At 60.7% G+C, this 23,726-nt stretch carries 23 protein-coding genes; 2 read left to right on the top strand and 21 right to left on the bottom strand.

Annotation, left to right across the window (positions count from 1 at the left end; genetic code table 11):
• The 21 genes from B597_RS46365 to B597_RS33440 form a co-directional block, all read right to left on the bottom strand.
• Window positions 1-215: TetR/AcrR family transcriptional regulator (locus B597_RS46365; protein WP_152028189.1), on the bottom strand; the 215-nt coding region annotated here is incomplete at its 3' end.
• A 29-nt stretch (window positions 216-244) separates the two neighbouring features.
• Window positions 245-1,045 carry an HpcH/HpaI aldolase/citrate lyase family protein gene (locus tag B597_RS33535; protein WP_024161928.1) on the bottom strand — a complete coding sequence of 267 codons (801 nt, stop codon included), beginning with the start codon at window positions 1,043-1,045 and terminating at the stop codon, window positions 245-247.
• A gap of 58 nt (window positions 1,046-1,103) precedes the next feature.
• A complete protein-coding gene (locus B597_RS33530) occupies window positions 1,104-2,282 on the bottom strand; it encodes an MFS transporter (RefSeq protein ID WP_003291988.1) in 1,179 nt (392 codons plus the stop codon).
• 13 nt (window positions 2,283-2,295) lie between these two features.
• Window positions 2,296-3,066 carry a GntR family transcriptional regulator gene (locus B597_RS33525; protein WP_003291986.1) on the bottom strand — a complete coding sequence of 257 codons (771 nt, stop codon included), beginning with the start codon at window positions 3,064-3,066 and terminating at the stop codon, window positions 2,296-2,298.
• Between the two features lie 33 nt (window positions 3,067-3,099).
• Window positions 3,100-4,248 (bottom strand): CaiB/BaiF CoA transferase family protein, encoded by a 1,149-nt coding sequence (locus B597_RS33520; RefSeq protein WP_003291985.1) that lies wholly within the window; start codon window positions 4,246-4,248, stop codon window positions 3,100-3,102.
• Entirely contained in the window at window positions 4,245-5,396 is a 1,152-nt protein-coding gene (locus B597_RS33515) for an acyl-CoA dehydrogenase family protein (RefSeq protein ID WP_003291984.1), read from the bottom strand. The genes B597_RS33520 and B597_RS33515 overlap by 4 nt, the downstream gene beginning before the upstream one ends.
• A 45-nt stretch (window positions 5,397-5,441) precedes the next feature.
• Window positions 5,442-6,833 carry an MmgE/PrpD family protein gene (locus tag B597_RS33510; protein ID WP_003291983.1) on the bottom strand — a complete coding sequence of 464 codons (1,392 nt, stop codon included), beginning with the start codon at window positions 6,831-6,833 and terminating at the stop codon, window positions 5,442-5,444.
• A gap of 13 nt (window positions 6,834-6,846) precedes the next feature.
• Entirely contained in the window at window positions 6,847-8,118 is a 1,272-nt protein-coding gene (locus tag B597_RS33505; protein ID WP_003291982.1) for a TRAP transporter large permease, read from the bottom strand.
• 10 nt (window positions 8,119-8,128) lie between these two features.
• The gene (locus tag B597_RS33500; RefSeq protein WP_024161927.1) at window positions 8,129-8,626 is read right to left on the bottom strand and encodes a TRAP transporter small permease; all 498 of its coding nucleotides are present in this window, start codon (window positions 8,624-8,626) and stop codon (window positions 8,129-8,131) included.
• Between the two features lie 65 nt (window positions 8,627-8,691).
• Window positions 8,692-9,687: a TRAP transporter substrate-binding protein DctP gene (gene dctP, locus B597_RS33495; RefSeq protein ID WP_003291979.1), complete on the bottom strand. Its 996-nt coding sequence runs from the start codon at window positions 9,685-9,687 to the stop codon at window positions 8,692-8,694.
• A 115-nt stretch (window positions 9,688-9,802) separates the two neighbouring features.
• Window positions 9,803-10,318, bottom strand: coding sequence for a MaoC family dehydratase (locus B597_RS33490; RefSeq protein WP_003291978.1), 516 nt, complete (start codon window positions 10,316-10,318; stop codon window positions 9,803-9,805).
• Window positions 10,319-11,228: 910 nt separating this feature from the next.
• The gene (locus tag B597_RS33485; protein ID WP_024161925.1) at window positions 11,229-12,170 is read right to left on the bottom strand and encodes a p-hydroxyphenylacetate 3-hydroxylase reductase component; all 942 of its coding nucleotides are present in this window, start codon (window positions 12,168-12,170) and stop codon (window positions 11,229-11,231) included.
• Between the two features lie 60 nt (window positions 12,171-12,230).
• Window positions 12,231-13,400: a p-hydroxyphenylacetate 3-hydroxylase oxygenase component gene (locus B597_RS33480; RefSeq protein WP_024161924.1), complete on the bottom strand. Its 1,170-nt coding sequence runs from the start codon at window positions 13,398-13,400 to the stop codon at window positions 12,231-12,233.
• A gap of 326 nt (window positions 13,401-13,726) precedes the next feature.
• A complete protein-coding gene (locus B597_RS33475) occupies window positions 13,727-14,680 on the bottom strand; it encodes an MBL fold metallo-hydrolase (protein WP_082321500.1) in 954 nt (317 codons plus the stop codon).
• 21 nt (window positions 14,681-14,701) lie between these two features.
• The gene (locus B597_RS33470) at window positions 14,702-15,904 is read right to left on the bottom strand and encodes a Bcr/CflA family multidrug efflux MFS transporter (protein WP_003291974.1); all 1,203 of its coding nucleotides are present in this window, start codon (window positions 15,902-15,904) and stop codon (window positions 14,702-14,704) included.
• 51 nt (window positions 15,905-15,955) lie between these two features.
• A complete protein-coding gene (locus tag B597_RS33465; protein ID WP_003291973.1) occupies window positions 15,956-17,278 on the bottom strand; it encodes a TRAP transporter large permease in 1,323 nt (440 codons plus the stop codon).
• The gene (locus B597_RS33460; protein WP_003291972.1) at window positions 17,275-17,808 is read right to left on the bottom strand and encodes a TRAP transporter small permease; all 534 of its coding nucleotides are present in this window, start codon (window positions 17,806-17,808) and stop codon (window positions 17,275-17,277) included. The genes B597_RS33465 and B597_RS33460 overlap by 4 nt, the downstream gene beginning before the upstream one ends.
• Before the next feature lie 4 nt (window positions 17,809-17,812).
• A complete protein-coding gene (locus B597_RS33455) occupies window positions 17,813-18,832 on the bottom strand; it encodes a TRAP transporter substrate-binding protein (protein ID WP_003291971.1) in 1,020 nt (339 codons plus the stop codon).
• Window positions 18,833-19,124: 292 nt separating this feature from the next.
• Window positions 19,125-20,036 (bottom strand): 4-hydroxyphenylacetate catabolism regulatory protein HpaA, encoded by a 912-nt coding sequence (gene hpaA, locus B597_RS33450; RefSeq protein ID WP_003291970.1) that lies wholly within the window; start codon window positions 20,034-20,036, stop codon window positions 19,125-19,127.
• Between the two features lie 26 nt (window positions 20,037-20,062).
• Window positions 20,063-20,485, bottom strand: a complete 423-nt coding sequence (hpaR, locus tag B597_RS33445; protein ID WP_031323382.1) for a homoprotocatechuate degradation operon regulator HpaR — start codon at window positions 20,483-20,485, stop codon at window positions 20,063-20,065.
• A gap of 90 nt (window positions 20,486-20,575) precedes the next feature.
• Window positions 20,576-21,370, bottom strand: coding sequence for a helix-turn-helix transcriptional regulator (locus B597_RS33440; RefSeq protein ID WP_003291968.1), 795 nt, complete (start codon window positions 21,368-21,370; stop codon window positions 20,576-20,578).
• 169 nt (window positions 21,371-21,539) lie between these two features.
• On the opposite strand from B597_RS33440, the gene B597_RS47915 reads away from it, so the two are divergent.
• The gene (locus B597_RS47915) at window positions 21,540-22,508 is read left to right on the top strand and encodes a PDR/VanB family oxidoreductase (RefSeq protein WP_003291967.1); all 969 of its coding nucleotides are present in this window, start codon (window positions 21,540-21,542) and stop codon (window positions 22,506-22,508) included.
• Between the two features lie 42 nt (window positions 22,509-22,550).
• Window positions 22,551-23,660, top strand: a complete 1,110-nt coding sequence (locus tag B597_RS33430; protein ID WP_003291965.1) for an aromatic ring-hydroxylating oxygenase subunit alpha — start codon at window positions 22,551-22,553, stop codon at window positions 23,658-23,660.
• Window positions 23,661-23,726: the final 66 nt, after the last annotated feature.

The raw sequence follows: 23,726 nt of genomic DNA, 5'->3' as shown, positions 1-23,726 counted from the left end.
AGAGACTCGAAACCATCTTCGATCAGCTCCTGCAACAGTGCGTCCTTGCTTTCGATATGCGCATACAACGAGCCTGCGTGCATACCGACAACCTGAGCCAATTCGCGCAGGCTCACTGCGTGATATCCGCGCTCTGCAAAAAGCTGGCGGGCGCTATCAAGCAAGTGCTGACGCCCACTTGGATTCCCTGGTGCGCGTATAAGAGCCGCTGTCATGGTTCGCTCCAAGCCCTGATCGCGTGGGTTCAGGTGAGGTTTTCCAGAATACGTTGTGCGCGCAGAATCACTGGCAAATCGATTAGCTTGCCGTTGAAGCTGATCGCTCCTACGCCCTGATGCTTTGCCACGATGTCGATCACCGCTTGCGCCCACTGCACTTCGTGCTCTGCTGGGAGAAAGCCGTCATTGATCGGTGCGACCTGCTTCGGATGCACGCAGAGCTTACCGGCGAAGCCTTGTTGGCGAGCCCGACGCACATCGCTGGCCAATAACTCCAGGTTGTCCAGATTGGTTGTCACGCCATCTACCGGCGCGCCGATACGGGCAAGAGCCGAGGCAAGCACCAACCGTGAACGGGCAAACAACAATTCGTCACCATCGCCGAGAATCCCGGTATCCACTTGGAAATCCACCGAGCCGAAGGCCAGGCACTGGACCTTGGGTGCGCCAGCAATCTCCTCGGCATTACTGATGCCGCGAGCAGTTTCGACGATAGGCAGGATGCGCAGTGGCTCGGCCAGACGCCGAGCCAGGGCGCTTATTTGTGCGGTGGTTTCTGCTTTGGGCAAGGACACACCGAGCAGGCCGGGAGTAGCGAGCAAGCTGCAATCGTCTGCGTACCATTCGGTGTCACTACCGTTGAGGCGCACCCAGGCCTTGCCACCGGCCTCTAGCCAAGTGCGGATTGCCTCGCGAGCCTGGTTCTTGCGCTCAGGTGACACTGCATCCTCGAGGTCGAGAATGACCACATCAGCGCCAGCGGCGCAGGCTTTATCAAAGCGTTCCGGACGATCTCCAGGAACGAACAGGTACGAGCGGGCTGCCATGGCAGTTCTCCACGTTGGGATTGGAAAGAAAAAAGAGGGAGGGTGAAGCGATGCGGCGTTAGCCAGAGTCGGTGCGCATATTGCTGGCGTCGAAGCGCACGAGTGCCAGGGCAACCAGCACCATCAAGGCGCCGAACAGCATGTATCCACTTGCCAGGGAATCGCCTAACTGAGTCATCCCGGCAAAGAGCGGCGGTCCGGCAACCACGCCGAAATAGGTGAAGAACAGAGTTCCGCCAGTGTATTGACCAGCAGTGCCCGCCGGCGCAAGGCGCGCCACTTCCGCGAGATAGACGCCATTCCAGCCAATTGCGGTGGCACCGAACAACATGCTCACTGCAGCCACCAGTGATAGCGGCCAGCTGTGGGTGAAGGCCGCGGTGAGCAGGGAAGAAGCCGCCATCAGCAATGCCAATAATGGCAACAGTCGGCGCGGCTCCAACCAACGGTCGGCAACCCAGCCCCAAAGCAAACGGCCCACTACACCCGCGCCCTGGGCCAGGGCAAGAATCACCCCGGCTGTGACCAATGCCAGGCCGTAATCATGGGTCAGATAGCTCACCAGATAGGTGGTCAGACACAGCTGCATGGCGCCGAAAAATATCGAACACAAAGCCAAGTTGCGCATGCGTGGCATAGCGAAAACCATCGCCAATGGTTTGAGCAGGTCACTGCGTTGGGGATTGGCCGATGGATCCCGATCATCATCAAGATCACGGCGTGCCCGTTGCGCGATGCCAGCCATGACGACACAGCCAAGAGCCGTCAGCAACAGTGCACCGCGCCAGTCGGTAGCAGCAACCAGCCTTGGAATCAGCATTCCGGCAAGTACACCGCCAATCGGTACGCCGGTCTGTTTAAGGGAAAACATCAATCCCATCAAATGCGGCGCAGTGGTGCGTGCCAGGATGTGCGAGCTGGCCGGCGTCACCGGACCGTAACCCGCACCCAGCGCCAAAGCACTAAGCACCAGACACCAAAGCTGGCCACCTGCTGCGATAGCCAAGCCGGCACCGCACAACAACAGACACACCTGACTGACACGGATCGCACCGAAACGCCGAATCCAGCTGCCACTAAGCAAACTGGAAATCATGGCCCCCAGATAGATTAGCGCCACATACAGGCCAACCAGACCGACGCCACCGCCAAGCTCAGGCAGCACGACAGGAGCCAGCACAGGTACAGTGAACGTGGCCATGGACACCAGCGCCTGAATTGCCAGCGTGACCGCCAACGTCGAGTACCGGCTATTCACCGTTAGCGCCCTGCCAGACCAGTCGTTGGGTAATCGAATAGCTAAAGCGCTCTGCCGGATGGACGTTAACCGCCACCTCCAGCAACTCGTCGTTGTTGCCATAGTACTTACGCACAATGTGCAACCCCGCTGAGCCCGCCTCAACCTGCAAAGCGCGCGCGTCTTCCTCGCTAAGCGTCACTGCGCTGATGGTCTGGCGCACTTCGGTCATTTGCAACCCGAAGCGCCGCTGCAACAGCTCATAAATCGGCGTACGTCCATCACCAAAAGCGTCCAGAGCCGCACGGTAAGCGCTCGGCACGTACACCAGAGTGACAGCCAGTGGCGCGCTGTCGCCTTCACGATGACGCAGGCCATCGGTGCTCACCCAAGACTGGCCGGGCTTGCACTCGAGCAGCTCGGCCAGTTCCTCGTCGGCGTGGACCTCCCGCGAAGTACCCAATTCCATGCGCACGTCACGCACGTATTGATGCAAGTCGGAAATACCTTCACTGGCCTGCACGTAGCGCGATGCAGGCTGGTCCGATTTAACTCGCGTGCCGATACCATGCTGTTTGCTGACCAGCCCCAACTCGTTGAGTCGGCGTATCGCCTCCCGAACAGTGTGCCGACTGACATTAAACTGCTTACACAGCTCATGCTCGGTCGGCAGCAGGCTGTTCAGTGGATACCGGCCAGCTTTGATCGCGTCCACCAACGCCTGTGCGAGAACCAGATAACGGGGCTGACCACCGGACAGTAGGGATGGCAATTCCTGCTTCATCTCAGCAAACTCCAGCAAATTGTTCGCAGCCGCTCATCTATGCCCTCCTGCGCCCAGTATCGACTGATCCGCCCCGAGCCGGGGGGCAGGCCGACTGGGTAGCTGTTCGCCAGGACAGCGAATAGGACAGGCAAGCGTCTTGATCTTACCGCGGACGGGGTGATCACCTTCGACGATTACCCCCTGCTCCAGAGCAAAGGGGTTATCCAGGGCCTGGCCAATATCGTTGACCGGTGCTGCCGGCACCAGACCGCCAAAGTGTTTCAGCCAGTATGCCGTAGGTTGCTGCATCAACACTGCATCAAGCTCTTCAGTGAGCTGGTCACGGTTAGCCAGCCGCGCTTTGAAGCTCCCATAGAGATCATTGCTCGCCCACTCCGGCTTGCCGATCAGCTCCGCCAGTACGGCCCAGAACTTTTCTTTGTTGCACATGATGAACATCCAGCCATCCTGCGTCTTGTACAGCTGGCTTGGGGTCAGCGATGGATGAGCGGAACGTGGGGTACGCTCGGTCTTCACTCCCTCGTTGAGGTACCAGGTGCCGAGATAATTGATGTTGTGCATCGCCACGTCGTAAAGGCTGACGTCAATATCCCGGCCGATGCCTGTAGCGCGGGCGCCGACCAATGCCGAAACCAATGCAAGAGCGGCGGTGGTACCGGTCATCATGTCGACGATGGACAGGCCGAAACGCGCGGGCGGGCCGTCCGGCTCACCTGTCAGCGAGCAGTAACCCGCCTCGGCCTGCATCAAGTAGTCGTATCCTGGCCAAGCCTTGCGTGCCCCCTCACGGCCATACGCGGACAGGTGGCAACACACCAGCGCCGGGTTATGCGCCTTGAGCGCCTCGTAGGTCAGGCCGAGCTTTTCCGGTAGATCGCCGCGTAGGTTGTCATAGAGCGCATCGGCGCTCTTCAGCAGCTCGATCAGTTGGGCTTTCTCTTCGGGACTCTTAAGATTCAGCACCACGCTTTTCTTGTTGCGGTTGAAGGACTGATAGAAATGACTATCGCCTTCCTCGAAAAAGTAAGGCCCGACATGACGGCCAATCTCACCGCCTTCGTTTGGGTTTTCGATCTTGATCACTTCAGCGCCGAGATCAGCCAAGTGCTGGGTACCGAACGGGCCGGCTCCATACTGCTCAACGGCTACGATACGTACACCTTCAAGAGGTAGGGTCATGCCGGATTCCTCAGCACAAGCTGTTTGGCGATGATGATGCGCTGCATTTCATTGGTGCCTTCACCGATGGTCAGCAGCGGAGCATCGCGATACAGACGCTCGACGTTGTACTCCTTTGAATAGCCGTAACCGCCGTGGATGCGCATACAGTCGGTAGCGTTCTCAAGGGCCGCTTCGGTGGCGAAATACTTGGCCATGCCAGCTTCCATGTCGCATCGCTCACCCTTGTCGTAGGCCTTGGCCGCGGACTCGGTGAGCAGTCGCGCCGCCTCCACGCGGGTGGCCATATCGCCGAGCTTGAGCTGAATCGCCTGATGCTCGCAGATCGGCTTGCCGAAGGTCTTACGAACCTGCGAGTAGGCCACGGCTTCGTCCAACGCCGCGCGGGCCACGCCGACGCCGCGGGCGGCGACGTTGATTCGCCCCAGCTCCAAGCCGGAAAGCACCTGCTTGAGCCCAACTCCCTCCACGCCGCCGATCAGACAGTCCACCGGCACCTTGTAGTCCTCGAATACCAGCTCGCACGTGTCGATGCCGCGATAGCCGAGCTTCTCGAGCTTGCGTGCGACCTTGAAGCCGGGGCCTTTCTCGGCGATCAGCCAGCTCATGCCCTTGTGTCGCGGCTCAGCGGTCGGATCAGTCTTCACCAGCAGGGCCAGCACGCCGCCGTGCAGGCTGTTGGTAATCCAAGTCTTGGCACCGTTGACCACATAGTGATCGCCCTCGCGTCGGGCGGTGGTGCGGATCGCCTGCAGGTCGGTGCCGGCGTCGGGCTCGGTGAAGCCAACGGCGCCACGCAACTCACCGCTGGCCATGCGCGGCAGGAAGCGCTCCTTCTGTTCCGGCGTACCGTGACGCTGGATAGCCGAGGCCATGATCAGGTGAGAGTTGATGATCCCTGACAGAGACATCCAGGTGCAGGAAATACGCTCGACGATTTTTGCATAGGTGGCGGTGGATAGGCCCAGGCCACCGTATTCCGGATCGATGATGCAACCAAACAGGCCCATGGCCTTCATTTTTTCGACCATTTCCTCGGGGTAGACATCGTTCTTTTCCAGCTCGTGTACAAACGGCTTGGCTTCGGTTTCGAGGAAGCGATCCAGGGCATCCAGGATCATGCTTTCCTGCTCGTTGTATTCGCTCATGCTCGGTCTCTCCGGATTATTCTTGTCGTGTTCATTTCGAAAGGATCAGGCCCGCGCTGCGAGCGCACGCGAAAGCTCGCGGGCGCTGCCAGCATCCAGGTTCAGCACTGCATCGAGAATCAGTTGGGCGGCTTGTGGGGCGACAGCCGTGTGAGCGTTCTCGCGGTATTTGGCGACAATGTCGTCAGCCGACAGAGGTCGATCGGCCGCGCCACGATTGATTGCCTCACGGTGGCGTAGCTGGCGTCCGTCGCGAAGGGTGACGACCACCTCGCCTGAGTAATGGCGCGGAAAGCCGGATTGAGGATCGACTTGGTATTCAATCTTCTCCATCAGCGCGAGTGCAGCCGGATCAGCGAAAGCGTCTGGTTCCAGGTCAACCAGACCGAAGTGCCCGCGAATCAGCCCACTGGCAATGGCGTACGGCACACTGAACTGCGCCTCGTAACTATTGGCAGGCTTGCGCTTTCTTGCCTCGGGTTCGCAGACGATGCCAACGGTTTCTTTCGGCACTAGAGCAGTGACCCGCTCGATGTCCTCGATGCGAATGCCCTGCTGGTGGAGGATCACCGCCGAGTCAGCGACCGCATGGGTGAAGTGGCACGCCGGCACAGGCTTCACGGCCACCTCGCCGACCTCCCAAATGCTGCCGAGGTTTTCCGTGGCCAGGGCGTAATCGCATTCTGCTTCGCGCTCACCCAGGTGGCTCTTGAACAGGCCAAAGCGCCCTTCATAAGCAGCCTTTGGGCCGCTGAAACCATGACGCGCCAAGGTCGCAGCCGTCAGCCCGGCGACGCCGGCCCAACCGGGATGCATGCGTTTGGTCCACGCGCCGTCTTCGAGAAATTCCAGGCTGCCCGACGCGGTGCTCAAAGCAATGCCCTGAGTCATCGCCAACTGCTCGGCGGTCTGGCCCTGCAGCTTGCCAGCGATCAGTGCACAACCGAACGTGCCGATCAGCCCGGTGGGATGAAACCCGACCTGATGGAAACCACCCTTGGCCACAGCACCAAGACGCGTCGCCACTTCTATGCCGAGTATGTAGGCGGTGAGAAGATCGCGGCCGCTGGCGTCGTACTGTGCGGCGATTCCCAGGGCCGCCGGGAAGCAACTGGCCGTCGCGTGGATCACGCCACGGCCGTGGGTATCGTCGAAGTCCAGCCCGTGGACCAGCACCGCATTGAGCAAAATGGCATCACGTAGCGAAAGTTTTGCGCTGTAGCCGATTACATCGCTTACACCTTCACCAAGCTCGCGTGTGGCAGACAGCGTGCGCTGGGCAAAGTCGTAGCGCGTAGACGCAAGAGCAATACCTACAGCATCCAGGATCAGCAACTTGGCGCGCTGGCGAACCTGTTCAGGGATGGCCTCGAAACTTAACTGCTCAGCAAAGGCGCCCAGGGCAACAGCGATAGGCTTATCGGTAGAGTTATCCATTGTCGTTCGCCTCCTAGCTGACGAGAGTCAGGGAAATAGCAGGGATGAAGGTGATCAAGGCCAGCCCCAGCAAACGCACCCCATAGAAAGGCAGCACGCCACGCGCCACCTCATGCACCGGCAACTTGGAAATGCCGGCCATGACGAACAAGTTGAGTCCTATGGGCGGCGTCAGCGTGGCGATTTCGACGTTGGCAACCATGATCACAGCGAAGTGAATCGGGTTGATTCCCAGGTGAGTCGCGATGGGAAAGAGCAACGGCGCCGTAAGCACGATCAAGGCGATGCCATCGAGGAACATGCCCAGTATCAACAGCAGGATGTTGACCAGGATCAGGAACTGCCAAATGCTCAGATCCATGGCACTGACCGCCGAAACCAGACTGGCCGATACACCCATCCGGGCCAAGGCAAAACCAACCAGGCTGCCACCCATGACCACGGCGAAAATCATTGTGGTCTGTAGCAGCGAGTCGCGTGCCACATCCCAGACGCCGCCAAGGGTTACGCTGCGGTACACCAGCAGGCAAAGGATCGCTGCGTAGGCGGCGGCGAAGGCCGACACTTCCGTAGGCGTCAGGTAGCCGGAGTAGATGCTGCCAAGTATCAGCACCGGCATGAGCAGCGCTGCGCCAGCACCCGGCAAACGACGGCTAAAAGCAGCCCAGTCAGCCCGCTTAGCTTTGGCGCCATAACCATTGCGGCGGCAGAAAAACACGACTGCCACCATCAGCAAACCAGCTTCCATCAGTCCCGGCAGCACACCTGCGATGAATAGCTGATCCACTGGCAGGCCGACGATTGAACCAATCAGGATGAAACCCAGTGACGGCGGGATCATCAGACCCAAGGTTCCGCCTACGGCAACGATTGCGGCGGAAAAGCGAGGCGGATAGTTTTCTTTGGTTAAGCCGTCAACGGTAGAGGCGCCAATTGCAGCTGCAGAACCAACACTCGAGCCGGAAACAGCCGCGAAGAACACGCTGGCAATCATCGCCGTCAACGCCAACCCACCTCGAACGGCTTGCACAACACTGCCAACCAGTTGGATCAGCAACTCTGCGATGTTGCCGCGCATCATCAGGTTACCGGCAAGAACGAACATCGGAATTGCCATCAACGGATAGCTATTCACCGATTTGAAGGCTGTCTGTGCGATGACGGTTGTTGGCACGCCTGCCACAAACAAGATCAGACCCGTAGTGACAAGACCCAGGGCAACCGCGACGTGGGTACCAATGGCAAGGAATGCGAGCATCACCAAGAGGGCTATGAACATCAGCATTGGTAGCCTCCTAGAGCTGTGAGCCGGTTATCTGGCCATTGCCGAACGGATCGCCGCCCTTGAGCGCAATAACCAGACAACGCAGGTAGTAGGCTAGAAACAACAAGGCACCGAGCGGCATGACCAGGAACAGCAACCACAGCGGTAAATCGAGGTTCGACTCAGTCATCATGCCCATCGTGTAATAGCGATGAACCTGCGGCAGCGAGGCGAAAAACAGCAGCCCGCAGAACAGGATGCCGACCAGGCTAGACGCCACGTGGCAGCACGATCTCAAGCGCGGACTCAGACGCTCCACCAGCAGCTCGGTGCGGATGTGATTCCCTGCGCTTCCAGCGATACCCAGGGTCAGGAAAAACGCCCAGACCATCAGGTAACGCACGCTTTCCTCAGCCCAGAAAGAACTGCTGTCGAACGCAGCTCGGGATATGCCCTCGAACAACATGATCGCCGTCGAGACCAGGAACAGCACCGTGGCTACGTTGAGCAGTACCTTGCGTTCGAACAACAGCCAAACACTGCGCCGCCGCGTTTGCGTCTCCTGCCGCGGAGCAGGTGTCGTCCCGACCGACATCACAGACACCTCTTCTCGATGGCATCCATGGCAGGCAGCACGTCGGGGTACTCATTGGCGAAAAGCTTTTTGTTTTTCGCCGCGATGGCCTCGTAGGCCTGGGTTTCTTGCGCAGTGGCCTGAGTGAAGCTCGCCCCGCCCGCCACCATTTTGTCGATCAGCTTCTGATCCTCGACCACTACCTCTTTCCATTGCTTGGCAGTGATCTCGTCCATGCTGCTGGTGATAGCTTTCTGCTCGACTTCGGATAGCTCGTCGAACCAGGCCTTGTCGACAACCACTGCATAGGTAGTCAGCGAGAAGTTCGGCACGTAATAAGCGTGCTTGCCAGTCTGGCCAATCATCTCGGCCCAGCCGCCAGCGGAGGTGAACACACCGTCGATGGCGCCCTGCCCCAACGCGGTGCTCATTTCAGATGCAGGCATCGAGACCGGACTTGCCTCTAGAGCCCGAATAGTGTCGAGGAACACGCGGCCACCAATCACTCGGATCTTGGTGCCTTTAAAATCGGCCATCTGCCTGACATCACGCTTACTCATGATGAAGAACAGATCAGCCGCACGCAGAAGGCCGAGAATCTTCAACTGCCGCGGCTCGACATAGGAAGACATCAGTTCGGTCAACCCTTTCGCATAACACTGATTGCCCATCAGCTTGTCGGTCAGGGTGAATGGCAAGTTGATCGCACCAAGACGCGGGTCAATCGTTTCGATGCGCACCGAGACAGGCCAAACCATGTGCACGGCGCCGGTGCCAAGCGCCGCAAGCGCGTCCTGGTCGTTGTAGAGCTGCGATGAGGGGAAAACCTTTACATCCAGGCTGCCACTGGTGCGCTTGTCCACCTTGGCGGCGAACTCGTTCATGTAGGCCGTCTTCCAGTGACTGGCAGCTACCTCATTTGGCAGAACCAGCTCTGCAGCCAGAAGCGGCGCGCTCATGGCCGCCAGAGAGCAAGAGGTAAGGGTTGCAACGAGAAATTGCTTTAACTTGATCATCGGGTGTTTCCTCGTACTTATTTTTTTGTTGAGGAATTATTTGGATCAATCGCTAGCAGTGCGGAGCAGGTCGTGGCTGCCCTGCAGTCCCAGCCTGTCGCCGGGACACTGCAACTCAGTAACCGGCAGCTTCATCCAGCGTGTTGCCTTCACGCTTCTGGATAAGGACGTTGCGCTCGAAGCTCATGAACTCCGTGCCATCTGCCTTGATGCCGATAGTCTTGACCGTGACGATGCCCTGATTAGGCCGCGACTTGGACTCGCGCTTGTTGAGGACTTCAGAGGCGGCGTAAATGGTGTCGCCGGGAAATACCGGCGCAGTCAGCTTGATGTCAGTCCAACCGAGGTTAGCGATAGCCTTACCGCTGACATCCGGGACCGTCATACCGAGCACAATTGCCACGGTCAGTCCGCTGTTAACCAACGGCTTGCCAAATTCGCTTTTGGCTGCATAGGCAGCGTCGCAGTGCATCGGATGCATATTCATCGTTAGCAGCGAGAACTGAATATTGTCGGTTTCAGTGATGGTTCGGCCTGGGCGATGCTCGTAGATGTCGCCAATCTCGAAATCTTCGAAATACCGGCCGATCTGGCCGCGATAACGCTGTTTACCAATCTGCGTAACGCTCATGGGGAAAACTCCTCTTCTTGTTGTTCTTGCGCAACATTGACCAATCAACCCGCTGCTTGTTGTCAGGTTGTCCGGACAACAAGCTAGTTAAAAATGGGGCTGCTGGCAAGGGCACAGATTCGGCTCAATAGAAGATCGGCCGAGGCGGGAGCTATTGCGTGCAAAAAAACCGTTTTCATACATTGGCTTAGACAGCCAATGACCGTTCGTCTGCTGGATTTATCGGTCAAACGGCCAAGGCGTCGGAGGCGGTTAGCCAGTTGCAAGGAGCTTGCCCGCCTCAAGCGTGAATGGACCGTGTGACCCAGGAGCGTGATTTTCTAAGCGATGCGGCAGCGTACTTTGCTAAAGGGATTATCGAGCGGGAACACGGTGATCCGGCGCTGCCGCAACCCGTATCCAGTTCGCTTGATAGGCCGCTGCCTGAAGGTCGGCCATCGCTGTGATAACGCGGCCCGCGAAGGTTTTTCCGAAGTGCTTAAGCGGAAGAGCATGGCTCACCAATCCATCGGACAGGTGATGAGGCGCGAGCAAACCTGTTTGAACGCATCGAGCGACTCCATAAGCAGAGCATGCGCCCTAGGTTCTGTACGAAAAGTCGTCGAGCGAAGGTCAGGCGAGGCAAAAACGGGTGAGGAAGCGGAGTTTACGTGCTGTAAATGAGCATTCCGAACCCGATTTTAACGAAGCATCACCGAGCGCAGGCACTTTTCGTACGGAGCCTAGAGTCGCCCGGCAGGATCAGGCTGTTCCAGCCCGCTCTACCGTCCGTGGCAATGGGGGTGGGAACCCCTTCGCACCGAGGCGGTTTCAGCTTCGCTAACACAGCCTGCAGAGCCCGTGTCACGGGCGGCAACCCCATGGTTGAACCGGTCTCAGCCATTCACGCATCATCGAATGCCAACAGGCCTCAGCATTCGGCGATCAGGCCCCGCAGCACGGTCTTGAAGGTTCCAATCTGTTCGGGGCTGAAGTGAGCGAATACCTTTTCCTGTTGTTCCCGGGCGATGGTCCATAAATCCTCGGTCTGCTCGACACCTGCCGGCGTCAGCCCGTACCCATCACCGATGTCCGTCACCATCCCCTTGCGCTTGAGGATTTCTACCGCCTGCTCGATTTCGCGCAGCGGCATATCCACTTCCCGCTGCAGATCAGCCATCCCGAGCCCCGAATCATTTTCCAGCACCATCAGCATGCGCGCCTCGCTGGTGCGCAGCCCGCAGGAAAGCTGGCGGGGCTGGTAACCGGCCTGGTAGCAGCGCACTGCCTGGGTCATCAGGTAATAGAGGTTGTCGGACAGACGGCCCTGAAAAGCACTGGTCGGGCGCTGCACTTCGTCCTTTCGATGCATGCGGGTGTGCGGCAGCACCATCGAGTAGGCGCCCTGATGATAAAGCAGCGGCGAGCGACCGAAGTCGTCGAAGGCTACCACCAGCCCAATGAGGATCCAGTGATCGCCACCCTCGACAATCTGATAGCGCTCGCACTGGAAGCGCGCCGCGCAGTCGGCGAACAGTGGTGCCCCCCCTTCACCTCGCTCGAAGTCGTTCCCGGCGAATTTGTCATCCTTCGGTCGGGCAAACTGGTTGGACAGGTCGATCTGGTCGGCGGCAAGAATGTTGACGGCGAAGTGGCTGGCCTCGGCGAATACCTCGTAGCTGGTCGAGCGTTTGTCGATGCTCCAGAGGACCAGTGCCGGGTCTAGTGATACGGAATTGAAACTGTTGGCGGTGACACCAACCTTGCGTCCGTCGGCGGTTGCCGCGGTGATAATGGTCACGCCGGTGGCGAAATTGCCGAGGGCACGGCGGAAGGCGCGCGGGTCGAAACTCGATGTGCAGGCGGTTGTCATGCAAACTCCCCGGCCGCCGGCTGTCGGCAGCCTGTCGTTCTTGTAGGTGAAGGAACCCGCTCAGAGCAGGGTCGGATCGGGCTCCAGCCCCATGAGTTCGCGACCAAGGATCTGCGCGCACACGTCGTAATCGGTATAGGCATGAGCAGCGGTCATGTGCACATCGCGGAACAAGCGCTGCATTTCGTTGCTTTCCATCCAGGCTCCACCTCCGGCGGCCTCGAACAGGCGGTCCACCGCCTGGACGCACATCTTCACGGCATACGCCTGGTTGGTACGCCAGCAGGCGAGCGTGGCGCGCTCGGGATAGCGATGCGCTTCGCTGTGCTCGGCGTGCTCCTGCCAGGTTTTCTCGAGGAAAGCGCGCGCCGCGGCGACCTGATGCGTGGACTCGGCCAGACGCATCAGCGCCGGCGTAGCCGCGCCAACATTGGCGCCGGTATAGGCCCGCACGCGGTTCCGGGTTTTTTCCTTGAAGACGACCAGCATGCGCTCGGCGATCCCCAGACTGACGATCGAAAAACCACTGGCGAAGTACGGTCGGTACGGCGAATAGAAGATTTTGCTGTCTGGATACAGACCGAAGCCGGCGGACTTGCCTTCCATCATGTCCTTGGCGGATTGGATGCGATGGTTGGGTACGAAGGCATCCTTGACGATTAGCGTCTTGGTGCCACTGCCACGCATGCCGACGGCATACCAGTCGTCACGGATTTCGTAATCCGAACGCGGCAGGACGGCGAAGCAGTAGTTCAGATTGCCTTCGGCGTCCTTTCGGCGGCAGCCCATGATGGCCCATTCGGCATGGTCGGAACCGCTGCTCCAGCCCATCTCGCCATTGAAAACGACACCACCCTCCACTTCCTCGATCTTGCCGAACGGAGCGATGCTGCTGCTTGCCGTTGCATCTGGATTTTCCGCCCAGATTTCATCCTGTAACTGCTTGGAAAACATGGCGAGCTGGTGGCTGTGCGTACACAGCAGGCTCATGGCCCAGGCTGTGCTGGCGCAAGCCCCGGCCAGCGCGGCGATGCAGTCCGCGAACTCAGGCAGGGAGACTTCCAATCCGCCATAGGGCTTAGGCTGGAACGCACGGTGCAACCCGATGCTCTTGAGCATCTCGATATTTTCCGGCGGTACCACGCGCGCTTCTTCTGCCCTGGAGGCATTGGCGGCAATTGAGGGAAGCAGAGGCTGCAGACGCTCTAGAAGCAGATTTGGCTTTTTCATGCGATTACCCTGTTTATGGTTGTGCTTTTCCGGGCGTTGCTGACCGCGAGCTTTTTCTAAGGTGAGACGCCTACTCGGGGCCTATTCAGCTCATTCAGCGGTCTTTATTGGCCTGGCCGCCCAGATTATGAATATATGAACGATCATCCGAAATGCACGTTTCGTAGAGCTCATTGCACTTTTCATGAATTACGCCAGCTGCATAACGAGCAACTTGCTAGCGTCTGGGAGATCCAGCGCGTGCGGGCCCACGAGCCACCCAGCGCCTGTACCGGATGAGCTTCAGCGCCACGCCCCGCCCAGGTCACGCGTCGCGCTGAGCCGACTTATTGCAGCGGGATCTCCATCCCGTCGTAGCCGACCACCACCTCTCCGGTGTAGGTCTGGCCGACCGCCTGGCGCCACATGCTGGCCGTCAGGCTGGGATCGTCGGCAGGCACGAAGTGGCTGAGCACCAGTTTCTTGACCTGTGCCGCTTCGGCCATGCGGCCAACATCTTCAGCCGTCACATGATGCGAGATGATCGCTTCGGCGAGCGTGGAGCCGTTGCCGATCCGGTCCGCCAGCCGCTGTACGGCCTCGACGTGAACGACTTCGTTGATCAGCACATCGGCGTTGCGGGCGAAGTCGGCCAGCGGCGGATGGTAGTTGGTGTCTCCAGACAGCACGATGGTCTTGCCGGCCACCTCGAACTTGTAGGCCATGGCCTGGCCCGAGTCGAACGGCGGGTGCGGCACCCTGAGCGCGGTGACCTTGAGCACGCCGTCATCGAACACCGGGCCCTCGTCGATTTCCTGCACGCTGAACAGCGGCCGCGGGTCCGGCTTGCCCTCGTCGACGATGCGCAGGCCGATGTCTACATCGAAGGTCTTCCAGGCGTAATCGGTCATCTGCCGGGTGCCGTTGGGGCCGAACACCTTGACCGGCGTCTTCAGACCGCTGGCCCAGCTGTTCATCAGCACCGAGGGGTAGTCGAGCACGTGGTCGCTGTGTAGATGCGTGATGAAGATGCCCTTGATCTGGCGAAGGGCGATACCGGCATCGACCAGGCGCAGGCTGGCGCCGTAACCGGCGTCGAGCAAGTAGGCCTGGTCGCCCACCATCAGAACCGTCGATTGCGGCAGGCTCTTGGTTTGCAGGATTGACGGGCCGCCCTTGGTACCGAGCAGCAACAGCCGGACATCCGGCTGTGCCTGGGCCCAGGCCGATTGCGAGCCCGCTGTGAAAGTCAGCCCAACGGACAGGGCTAACGCCTTGAAGGTTCTAGTTCGTACGCTCATCTCGCTTTCTCTCTGTTGTGTTTATGAATCGATGGAACGAGAAGTCTTGGCGGCGCAGGCCAGCCCGTAGGCCAGCGCGCTACCGATACCGGTGATGCCGATTATCAGGCTCATGGGTAATGGCGTGCCGTCATGCCAGGCGCTTACCAGTGCGCTGGCCAGCATGCCCAGGCCGAACTGGGTCGCCACGGCGAGGCCGGCGGCCGCCCCGGCATGGTTGGGGTATTCGCCAAGCAGGCTGGCCAGGCAATTGGCACCCAGCAGGCCCGTCACGCTGACGTAGAACAGCAGCGCCAACACAACCGCCGGCAGGCCACCGAGCGACAGCGCGCCGACAATCGCCAGCGCGACGGCCGAGGTAGCGGCCACTGCCACGCCGCCCAGCAGCATCCGGTGCGGCCCAAGCGGGCCCACCCAGCGCGCGTTGATCAGGGTCACCACGATGATTCCGAAGATGTTCAGCGCGAACAGTCCGGCATAGGCCTGTGCCGAAACGCCGAAGTACTCGATGTACACGAACGGTGAGGCGGTGATGTAGGCGAACATGCCGGCAAAACCCAGCGCCATACACAGAATCAGGCCCACTGCGCGGGCGCTGCCAAGCAGGCGTCCGTAGGCGCGGAAGGCGCCGACCACCGAGGGGCTGCGTCGCTCCCGTGGGTGTGTTTCCGCAGTGCCGGCAGCCACTAACACCAGGCAGACGGCGGCGTACAGGGTCAAGGCGCCGAACAGCGAGCGCCAGCCGGTGGCGAGCATCAGGTAGCTACCCAGAATCGGTGCGATAAGGGTCGCCACCATGGTCACCAGGTGCATCAGCGAGAGGATACGGGCGGCCTGCGCCGCGGGAAACAGGTCGCGCACGATGGCTCGGGCCAACACCGTCGCCGCCGCCGCGCCGAAGGCCTGCAGCAGACGCAGCCCGGCCAGTTGCCGGGCGTCAGCCGCGAGGCTGCAGCCAAGGCTGGCGACGATGTAGAGCAGCATGCCACCGAGCAGCAGACGCCGCCGGCCGAAGCGGTCGGACAACGGGCCGTAAACCAGCATGCCGAGGCTGATGCCGCCGAGAAACACCCCAATGGTCAGTTGGATAGCCGCAGCCGACGCCTGTAGATCACGGGCGATCATCGGCAGGCTCGGCAGGTACAGGTCAACCGACAGCGGGCCGAAGGCGACCAGCGCAGCGAGCAGAACAATGAGCCGCTGCGGGCGGCCGAGAGCAGGCATGGGCAGTCTCCAGGCCGGCCGGACCGCATCGGTCCGGCCGGTCGGCAGGGCTTACAGGCTGAGCAGCCAGAGGCTGATCACGGGGAATAGTGTCAGCAGGACGATCCGCACCAGGTCAGAGGCCAGGAATGGCAGCACGCCCTTGGCAGTTTCGGCGAAGGACACATCACCGGCGGCCTTCTGCACAATGAACAGGTTCATCCCCAGCGGCGGCGTGATCAGGCCGATCTCAACCACCATCAGGGCGAGGATGCCGAACCATATGGATTTCTCCGAGGCGTCCATTCCGTAGAAATCCAGCCCCAGGATCAGCGGGTAGAAGATCGGGATGGTCAGCAGAATCATCGCCAGCGAGTCCATCACGCAGCCGAGCACCAGATACAGCAGCAGGATCGCCACCAGCACCAGCATCGGCTCGAGCCCGGCGTTCTTGACCCACTCGGCCAGCTCTACCGGCATCTGCGTAAGGGCCAGGCCGGAGTTGAGCAGATCGGCCCCGAGCAGCACCAGAAAGATCATTGCGGTGGTTTCCGCGGTGCCCAGCAAGCTGTTGCGCATGCCCACCCAGCGCATCCCGCCCTGCAGCACGGCGAGAATGCCACACGCCGCGGCGCCGATGGAGGCCGCTTCGGTCGGGTTGGCCCAGCCGCCGTAGATGCCCACGATAACCACCAGGAACACGGCCGCTACCGGCAGCACCTTGATCAGCGCGCGCACGCGCTCACTGACGCTGGCCTTCTCGATCGAGCCGATGGTCTCCTTGTCGCGAGCCACCATGATGCGGAGCACAATCATGTAGCCGATCACCGCCAGGATACCCGGGATGACCGCGGCGACGAAAAGCTTCGCGATCGACTCCTGGGTCAACACTGCATAGATGATCAGCGGCACCGACGGCGGGATCAGAATGCCCAGCGTGCCGCCGGCAGCCACTGTCGCGGTGGCCAGACGACCTGAATAATTGTGTCGGCGCAATTCGGGCAACGCCACGTGGCTCATGGTCGCCGAGGTCGCCAGCGACGAACCGCAGATGGCGCCGAAACCGGCACAGGCGCCGATAGCGGAGATGCCCAGCCCGCCGCGCAGATGCCCGACGAAGGCCGCGGCGCAGCGGAAGATCGATTTGGACAGGCCGCCGTGGGTTGCGAACTGGCCCATCAGCACGAACAGAGGGATGACCGCCAGGTCGTAGTTCGACAGCCGCGAATAGGCCAGGTTGTTGAGCGTGAACAGCAGCGCATTGAAGTCGCCATTGTTCACCGCCCAGTAGCACAGGGCGCCGCCGGCCAGCATGGTCACGCCGATATGGGCGCGCAGCACCAGCAGCGTCATGGTCACGCCGAGGGCGATCAGCCCAAGAGTCAGGCCGCTCATGGGTTGCCTCCCCGTCCGAGGGCTACGTCGCTCATGCGTACCAGCGCACACAAGGCCAACAGCAACAGACTGGGCACGATCAGCATCAGGGGAATCCACAGTGGAATGGAAAGAAGGGTGGTGACGTCGCCATACTCACGGCTGTCGAGCATCTGCAGGGAGGTCCGCCAGGCGAGGATCGCCGCAGCGGTGAAGCAGAACAAATGCGCAAGGGTGTCGAGCACCCGCTTGACGACCCAGGGTGCGGCCAGAGTGAAAGCGTCGGCTTTGAGGTGGTTGCCGCGCAGCTCGCAAAGCGGCAGGAACGCGGCGATGGCAACGGCGGCGCCGACTTCCATCAGTTCCATGTCGCCACGGATCGGCGAAGAAAACAGCTTGCGGCCGATGATAGAGATCAGCGACATATTGACCAGCGCCAGTAGGATCAGTCCACCGATTAGCGCGAAGGCATACGCACAGCGTTCCAGGCCACGGCGCGCAACGCCGTGGCCCTCCCGTGCCGGCGTGTCAAACGACAGCGATTCGTTCATGGGCTTAGCGCTCGGTGCCGGCCAGCTGGCGAACGCCGTCGACCAGCGCGTGGCCATCAAGGCCCTTGTCGGTCATATCTGCGGCCCAGGCTTCCGGTACCTTGGCGGCCGCCTGCTGCATGGCCTGGTAGGCGGCATCGTCGATGCTGGCAACGCTGCCTTGCGGCGCCGCTTCCAGCGCTTCACCCATGGCCTGATCCCAGGCAGTACCGAACCGCTCGGATAGCGCCTTGCCGCTGTGACGATCAAGGATTCCCTTCAGGTCGTCCGGCATGCTGTCGTACTTCCGCTTGTTCATCAGCATGGTCAGCACGGTATAGCCGAACGCCTTGCGGTCGGTGCCCATCGCTGCGGTGTGATGGTGGGTCACTTCGTCCAGCTTGGTCGGCGGTACCACTTCCCAGGTCGCCATCGCACCGTCCACGACGCCCTTTGAGATGGCCTCGGTCATCTGCGCTGGCGGCATGCTCACCGGCGTGGCGCCTAGTGCTTCGAGCGTCTTGGCGGCGGTGCGGCTCGAGGCACGCAGCTTCAGGCCCTGGAAGTCTTCCAGCTTGGACACGGCCTTGTCGCGGGTATGGATGTCCATGCCGCCGTCGCCAAACAGGGCCAGCACCTTGAAGGGCTTGAAATCTTCCTGGGCGTATTGCTCGTAATAATCCCAGATGATGGCGTTACCGGCCTGGCCGCCATACGGCAACATGAACGGCAGTTCCAGCGCCTCGACACGCGGGAATTTGCCAGCCGAGTAACCGGGCGCGGTCCAGACGATATCGGCCACGCCATTGCGGGCCATGTCGGCCAACGCGGCGGGCGTACCGCCCAGTTGCATGGAGGGGTAGATTTCGCATTCGAGGCGGCCGTTGGATTCGGTCTTCAGATCGGCACACCAGGGCTCGATGACATTGGCTTGCGCATTCGAGGCGGCCGGCAGGAAGTGACCGATCTTCAGGGTGACGGTTTCGGCATGTGCGCTGGTGGCAAGCAGGCACGCGCCGAGCAGCGAGATGGTAGATGCTTTCATGGTGGACCCCGTTTTGTTTTTATCACTGGCCATCTGACGGGGCATGCACCCGCCGCAGCCATTTGTTAATAAGTTAACCTTTTAACAGAACGTGTCAACCGGAAAAACTGGTCCGCTGAAGCGGCTTTGGTCGAGGCGGTCAGCCATGTCAGTATATGGCTTTATAATCAATTGGTTACATTCACCATATCGCTGCCAGACATTACCTATGGTCGTCCAACGAACGGCGTCTTGCCTCATAAAAGCGTTAATATATTAGCTATCGGTAGGCGTTATCGGAGAGGTGGCCGGGTCAGGGAGAGGCGTCAATCTGTCCGCGACTCGCCCGGTACTCGCCCGGCGTCAAGCCGGCATTACGTGAAAAGAACCGGCTGAAGTAGGCCGGATCCTTGAAGCCAAGCTGGTAGCAGATCTCGTTGACCGAACCGCCGGTGAACAGCAGCAGGCGCTTGGCCTCCTGCATGATGCGGTCGAACACCAGGCGCTTGGACGGCAGGTCGGCAATCCGCCGACAGACATCATTCAGCCGCGCCTCCGTCACCTCTAGCCGTTCAGCGTAGCGCGACAGCGACCAATGCTGCAGATAGTGCTGCTCGATCAGCGCGTTGAAGCGCTGATAGATGTACAAATCCTCACCGCGCGCCGGTTGTGCACTAAGCGAGCGGGCCGAAAGTCGCAGCAGACTGACGAAGACTAGCCGCGTCAGCGCCACCAGACATAAGTCCCTGCCTGGCCGCTGGCTGGCGAACTCGCTGCCCAGTTCGTCAAACAGCAGGTCCAGCCGGCGAATGTCGTCCGCGTACTCCGGGCCCAGTTCGCCCAGGCCGACGCAGACCGGCGAGATATTCGGCACCGAGACCAGGCTGGTTTCCTCCGACAGCAATGGCCAGACCAGTTGCTGGCGCACGGTAATCACGTGCCCATCGCTACCGGCCTCGGTAACGAAGGCATGGGTGAAAGTAGGTGGCGTAAGGAAGAACATCGGCGCCGGCTGCTGGAAGCGCTGCTCGTCCAAATAGACTCGCACAGTGCCGCTTTTGACGTAATGCACCTGGAAGAAACGGTCGTGCCGGTGGACTGGCATGTTCCGCCCGAAGAAATCGGCCAGGTTCCCGAGCGCTTCGTAGTGCACGTCGGCATCCGCGTAGCGCTGGTCATAGACCTGACCGATATCAATGTTGGGAATAAGCCGCTGGTCCCGCATGCGCCCTCCAGCCGCCTGGGCCTCGGTCAGGGTCTGATCTGCTTCAGCTCGTTGAGCAGGACGAGCAACTGCTGCATCTTTTCTTCTCCAAACTGCGACTGGATACGCCGATAATTTGCCTCCATCCCATCGCTCATGGACAGGAAGACCTGATGTCCCTGCTCGGTGAGGTTGACATGCACACGGCGCTGGTCGTAGGCCGGCTTGCGTCGGCTGACAATGCCGTCACGCTCCAGGCGGGTCAGCACGCCGGTCATGCTCGGCTTGAGGATGCAGGCCAGCTCCGCGAGGCGGAAGCTCTCCATCTCACCGTGCTGGCGAAGAATGCGGATCACCCGCCATTGCTGCTCGGTCAAGCCGTGCTCATTGAGCAGCGGTCGAAAAAAGCTCATGGCGGCCTCGCGGGCCTGCAGCAGGGTCAACGTCAGAGAAGGTCTGGGTGTAGACATCGTGATTCAGTGCGCGCTGTTGGGAGTAGTGAACATTTTAACGTTCTGTTGCCGACGCCTGGCAAGTGCCACGATGCTCCGGCCGGAGCATCAGGGTTGCCCCTGCGCCTGCACCAGGGCAAACAGCTGGCTGCGAAAGTTGATCCCGAGCCGGTCGAATGCCCGATTGCGGTAAGTCTTGACCGTAGTTTCCTTGATGCCCATCTCCGCGGCGATGCCGGCATGAGTCATGCCCTGCAGCAGGCGCTCGCAAACCCCCAGCTCCTGTTCGGTCAGTTGAGGCGCTCGGCGTAATAGCAGCGGGCGCCAGTCGTCGGCGTGCCGACCACCGCGGCGCAGTGCCATGTGCCCGCGCAGCAGCTGTAGCAGTGCCGGGGTGAGCTGTTCGAAGGCCTCGATTTCCTGATTGGAGAAATAGCCGGCTTCCTCATGCCGGTAGAGGTTGAACAGCACCGGATTGCCATCCTCGTCCCAGGACAGACTCGACAACCGCTCACTCATACCGTTGCGCTGGTAAACATTCTGCCGATAGGGGGCGAATTCTATGTCCTCGGCAAGGATATGACCGATCAGCGCCGGGCTATCGGCATGCCGCGCGTGGCGCATACGGCTGAACAGCTGGTCATGGTTGTGGAACTGGCACGCATAGGCATGCCAGCAGCGCCAAACCAGACGAGGGTCCTGATGACGCGTGCCGGCCAGCAGCATGCTTGGCTGCTGAGGATCCATGCGCAGCACACAAAAATGCTGCGAGCGCACCCAGTGATCGAGGCAGTCAAGCAACGATGAGGCGAACCGGTCGCTGCCCATGATGCAGGTGAGATCGACAAATCGCTGCAGATCCAGGCGAGGCGCCGCTCCGGTTGGACTCCAGACGTTGATCATCGCAGGTCGGCCCTCCGTTACGCGTGACGGCCATTGTGCCGCCATCCTTGGGCGTAGGCCAGAGCAACCGTCCTGTCCTCCTCTTGGAGGACAGCACCGAATCGTCGAGCAGGTAGGCTGTCGGTCAGCAAGCCCTGTCCTTTAGGGCTGACGAAAAGGTATAAAAACAATGAACCTTGCTACCGATACTCTGGTGTTGAGGGTCGGTGGTGTCCGCGCCGAGGCCAAGGACATCATCTCCCTGGAATTTACCTCCCCCAGCGGCGCCGACCTGCCGCCGTTCACATCCGGCTCGCATCTTGAGTTGCACCTGCGCAACGGACAGATCCGTCACTACTCCCTGCTTAACGACCCCACCGAGCGGCATCGTTATGTGGTCGCCGTCAGTCTGGCTGCCGAAAGCCGCGGGGGCTCACGCTTCATCCACGGCTCCCTGCGCCAGGGCGACACCCTGACGGTCGTCGGGCCGCGCAACAACTTCGCGCTCGATGAGCGAGCCGAGCGCTTCTGCTTCGTAGCAGGCGGCATCGGCATCACACCGATTCTGTCAATGCTTCGCTGGTGCATCCGCAACGGCAAGGACTGGCGGCTAGTTTATGCAGCCCGCAACCGCGCCCGCGCCGCCTTCTATGAAGAGCTCCGTGCACTGGACCCCGAACGTGTTCAGTTCCACTTCAACGATGAACAAGACGGCCGCTACCTGGCCGTCGACGATCTGGTGAGCTCGCTGGGAGACGACGAGCATCTGTATTGCTGCGGGCCCGATCCACTCATGCAGGCCGTGCAACAGGCCGGCACAGCGGTCGCCGAACGACTGCACTTCGAGTGGTTCAGCCCGCCCGAGCTGCCGACCCAGGAAGCCAGCGACGACCAAGGCTTCGAGGTCGTGCTACGCCGCAGCGGCCGCACGCTGCGCGTCGCCGAAGACCAGAGCATCCTGGATGCCCTGGAGGCCAACGGCATCGAGGCACCGTTCTCCTGTCGCGCCGGCATCTGCCGGACCTGTGAAACAAGCGTCTGCGGCGGCCTACCTGAACACCGCGACTACGTACTCTCCGACGAGGAGCGGGCCGCCAACGACTGCATGATGATCTGCGTATCGCGCGCCCGGACTGCCTCGCTCGAACTCGATCTTTGACCCCAGCCGCCATAGCCGGCGGCCGAAATGGAGGAATAGACCATGACCCTGCCCTCAGACACACTCATCGCCAGCTCTCGCAAGGCCTCCGCGCAGATGGCCAACCGAGAAACCCCGTTCGTATTCAACGAATGGTATGTCGCCGCCTTCTCCACAGACGTAGGCCGCGAGCTCATGCCGCGCACCCTGCTGGGCAAGCGGGTACTGCTCTACCGCACCCTGGCGGGCAAGCCCGTTGCGATGGATGATCGCTGCATGCACCGCTCCTTCCCGTTGTCGAAGAGCACGCTGGACGGCGACACCATTGTCTGCAACTACCATGGCTTCCGCTACAACGAGCACGGCGACCTGATCGAAGTCCCATCACAGAAAGCCTGCCCGCGCGGCGTCGGCATTCGTACCTATCCGCTGGTCGAGCGCGGGCCGCTGCTGTGGATCTGGATGGGCGATGCTGTGCTGGCCGACGAAAGTCGCATTCCTGACCAACCCTGGAGCCGCAATCCGTCCTGGGAATGCTCGTCAGGGTATTTCCACCATCCCGGCAACTACGTGAGCATGCACGAGAACCTGCTCGACCTCACGCATCTGCAATTCCTGCATGCCAATACCATCGGCACGCCGGACTACGCCAGCGCGCCTTTCGACCTCGACCTCAAGGAAGGCCACTACAAACTTATCCGCCGGGTGGTGCCGACCACGCTGTCGCCGGTATGGGGCAAGACCACCAAGATCGAAGGTCCAACCGCGGCGCGTATCGTCACCTCCGAGTTCCTCAGCCCCGCCCTGCACCTGGTCAGCGTGACCTTCTATGACACCGCATTGCCAGAGGACAGCCGCCCGACCTTCCATATCCATACGGCGCACATCCTCACACCGGAGACGGAAAACACGATGCACTACCACATCATCCACGGGCGTGACTTCGCGCAGGATGACCATGCGCTGGGCGAGTTCATGCATGAACAGCTGTTCGCCGCCTTCGAGGAAGACGTCGAGGGGCTCGGCGCGCTGGAACAGGTGCTCGACAACGTCGACGAGAACCATTACGAGATATCCGTCGCCAGTGATGCGCCCGCCGTGGCCATGCGCATCTACCTCAAGCGCCGCGCGACCCAGGAAGCCGCTGCGCGGTCAGCCTCTCAGGTGGCCTGATCATCTGGGCGGCATCCGGCCGCCCTGCTTCACCCATGCGTGCAGAGCATTCGCTCCAATTACTAC

Origin of the sequence: Stutzerimonas stutzeri KOS6 (assembly GCF_000307775.2) — a bacterium.
GTDB classification, from domain to species: Bacteria; Pseudomonadota; Gammaproteobacteria; order Pseudomonadales; family Pseudomonadaceae; genus Stutzerimonas; species Stutzerimonas stutzeri_B.
This window is presented reverse-complemented; position numbering and strand designations above follow the sequence as displayed.